General features: G+C 78.7%; 1 protein-coding gene. It reads right to left on the reverse strand.

Annotated elements, in window-relative coordinates:
- Positions 1-80: 80 nt before the first annotated feature.
- On the reverse strand, positions 81-3,434 hold the full coding sequence (locus ACIQOV_RS33305; protein WP_401054483.1) for a S8 family serine peptidase: 3,354 nt from the start codon (positions 3,432-3,434) through the stop codon (positions 81-83).
- Positions 3,435-3,456 lie beyond the last annotated feature (22 nt).

Below are 3,456 nucleotides of genomic sequence, written 5' to 3' on the forward strand. Positions count from 1 at the left end.
GGACCGGGAGAGGGGGGGGGGGGGCGGCCGCCCCCCCCCCCCCTCTCCCGGTCCCGCGATCGGGTCTCCCGACCCCGTGGTCAGGGCAGGTCGAGCACCTGGGCCCGTCGCTCGGCCGGGTTGAGGTGGTGCAGCAGCAGGAGCCGCGAGGTGCCGCCCTGCGACCGGTGCACGTCGAGGACGGCGCCCGGGCCGGCCGGGACCACCACCGCGGTCGGGCCGGTGAGGCCGGCCCGTACGGTGAGTGCCGGCCGCAGCACGTCCAGCGGGACGGTCGGGACGGTGCCGTTCAGTCCGATGGCGCAGAGCGCGTCGGCCACGTCCGGCGTACCGGCCCCGGCGTAGCCGGTCCACACGCCGTAGCGGACGGTGCTGTGCCCGGGCGCGACGCCGGGCAGGGCGCTCAGCCGGACGGGCAGCACCAGGACGTCGCTGTCGAGCAGGGCGGTGTCGGTGTCGCCCCAGTGGGCGTTGAGCGGCTGGACGTCCAGTTCGGCCCCGGTGCGGGCGTCCAGGGCCCGGGAGACCAGGACGTCGCTGCCGCGCAGCCGGTCGGCCTTGAGGACGACGTCGGTGCTGCCGTCCCCGTCGGTGTCCAGCGCCACCCGCACCCCGTACAGCCCCACCGGGGTGGCCGCGGGCGCCCACAACTGCGCTCCCACGTACAGCAGTTCGGAGTCGGCGGCGGCGCCCGCGGCGCGCAGGTCGGCGGACCGTTCGCCGGGGTGCTCGACGCAGACCTCCTGCGCCGGGTCCGGCGCCTCCCCGGTGCCCTTCGGCCGGACGCCCGCGCCCGGCGCGATCGCCGCGTCACCGCCGCCGGGCGGGCAGTCCGGCCAGCGGATCCCCTCGCCGCCGAGTGCGAGGGCGCTGACCAGCCCGGGCTGTTCGCCGGGCGCGGCGCGGCCGCCGAGGGTGATCAGGGTGCCGTCCCGGGCGGTGCGGACGGTGGCCGTCGCCGTGAGGTCGCCGGTCGGGCGGGGGGCGGCCAGCACCGGGATCCGCAGCTGCGGCGGCGTGTCGTCGCCGACGGGCGTGAGCAGCACCCGGCCGGAGAGCTCGCCCCGGTAGCTGCGGGCCCGGCCGCCCTGCACGGTGTCGACGGTCGGGTCGGGCGCCCGCCCGAGCTCCCCCGGCACGGCGAGCGTCACCCGTACCCGGGCGGTGCCGCCCGCCGGGACGTCCACCCGGGGCGGCGTCACCCGGTAGGAGGCGCCGGGCAGTCGGGTGGCGGCCGCGTAGGAGGTGCGGTAGGTCAGCGGCGCGGCCGAGGTGTTGCGCACCTCGATCTCCCGGGTCACCGCCGTCGGCCCGCCGACCTCGACCGGCCCGAAGGAGACCCCGACGACGCCCTCCACGGCGCCCTCGCCCACCGCGTAGGCGACGGCGGGCGTGCGGACCGCCCGGTCCACCCGGACCCGCCCGGCGCCGGTGCGCTCGGGCCCGTAGACCGGCCCGCCGCGGTCGTCGCCGAGGTAGGTGTCCACGGTGGTGTTCATCAGCGCGGCCTTGACCTGCTCGACCGGCCAGTCCGGGTGGGCGGCGCGGACCAGCGCGGCGAGTCCGGCCACGTGCGGGGTGGCCATCGAGGTGCCGCTCTCGCGCTGGCCGCCGGCGCCGCTGCCGACCAGGCTGGACCAGATGCTCTCGCCGGGGGCCGCCAGGTCGGGCTTGACCACGCCCGGCACGCCGATGCCGCGCGAGGTGAAGTCGGTCAGGGTGTCGACCCGGGCCGGCTGGTCCTGCGCGACCGAGCCGTGCAGCGTGTTGCCGGGCGCCGCGAGCCGGATCCGCACCGGCCCGGCGGCCGCGGCCTGCCGCAGCCGGTCGCCGTCGGCGTGCGCCAGCAGCGCGGCCGGGATCCGGTCGTTGCCGGAGATCTCGGCCAGGTGGTCGGAGTCGGCGGCGTACAGCGCGCCGATCGCGCCCGCGTCGGCGGCGTGGTCGGCGCGCGGGCCGGAGTTGCAGGCCCGGTCGGCTTCCCGGGTGCGCCAGGCGAGCAGCGCGATCCGGCCCTTCAGCCGCTGCCGGTCGGCCTCGCTGAAGTCGGTGCAGCCGTCCGACTGGTCGGCGGGCAGGGCGAGTTCGCCGCTGACGTCGCCGGTGGACCAGCCCTGGTAGCGCTCGCTCCAGTGCGCCGGGACGATCCCGGCCCGCTCGGCCGGGGCGAGCACGGTGATGCCGTCCACGTCGGCGTGCCCGTGCACCGAGGCGGCGACGGTGATCGCCCGGGCGGCGGTGCCGGGGCTGCCGCCGATGCCGTACACGTCGCCGTCGTTGCCCGCCGCCGCGACCACGACGGTGCCCAGTTCGGCGAGCCGGTCGACGGCCAGGGCGTCGGTGTCGTCGGTGCTGCCGAAGTGGCTGCCGAGCGAGAGGTTGACGACGTCCAGCCGGTCGCTCAGGTCGCCGTCCCCGTCGGGGTCGGCGGCCAGGTCGAGCGCCTCGGCGACCCGGTCGGTGGAGCCGTCGCAGCCGAACACCCGGATCGCGTACAGCTGGGCGCCGGGGGCGGTGCCGGGGCCGATCCGGAAGCCGGCCGGGTCCAGCCCGGGCCCGTACGGACCGGTGTACGGGCGGCCGTCGGCGGTGACGCCGTACCCGGCGGCGGTGCCGGCCACATGGGTGCCGTGCCCGTTGCGCACGCAGTCGATCGGGTTGTCGCCGGGGTGCGGCACCGGCTGGTGGTGCGGGGAGGCCGGGTCGGGGTCGTAGTCGTCGCCGACCAGGTCCTTGCCGCCGACCACCTTGGCGTTGGGGAAGAGCGCGGGCGGCGCGGGCTTGCCGCGCTCGACCGAGCGGAAGGCCTCCTCGGTGCCGGGGCCGCCGAAGTCGGCGTGGGTGTAGTCGATGCCGCTGTCGATGATCCCGATCCGCATGCCCTGCCCGGTGCCGGCCGTCCGGTCGCCGGCCCAGACCTGCGGGGCGCCGGTCAGCGGGACGGAGTGGGCGTTGTCGCGCCGCTTGGCGACGATCGGGTGGACGGCCCGGACGCCCGGCAGTGCCCGCAGCGCGGGCAGCCGGTCGGCGGGCGCGCTGACCGCCAGGCCGGTGAGCACGGTGCGGGTGCGGTAGAGCTCGCGCGCGGCGGGTGCCGCCCGGTGGACGGCCCCGGCGAGCCGGTCGAGCGCGTCCCCGGTCCGGGACCGCTGGGCGGCGCCGGCCCGCGCGGCCTCCCGGCGGACGTCCTCCGGGGAGCGCCGGGCCCGCCGGGCCCCGTCGGCGGCGCGCCGCCAGGCGGAGCCGGTCGTCTCGGTGGTGAGTTCGAGCAGGACGGAGGCCGTTCGGCCCGCCCCTGGCGGTCCGGCCGTTGGTGGTCCCGCGGTCGGTGGGCCGCCGGCCGCCGGGGTGGCGGCGAGGACGGCGCTTCCGGCCAGCAGGGCCAGGGTGAGGCCGATCCGGGCGGCGGGTCGGCGGACGGGTGGCAGACGCACTGGGCCCTCTCCCCCGGCAGGG

Origin of the sequence: Kitasatospora sp. NPDC091257 (assembly GCF_044757675.1) — a bacterium.
Classification (GTDB): domain Bacteria; phylum Actinomycetota; class Actinomycetes; order Streptomycetales; family Streptomycetaceae; genus Kitasatospora; species Kitasatospora lactacystinica.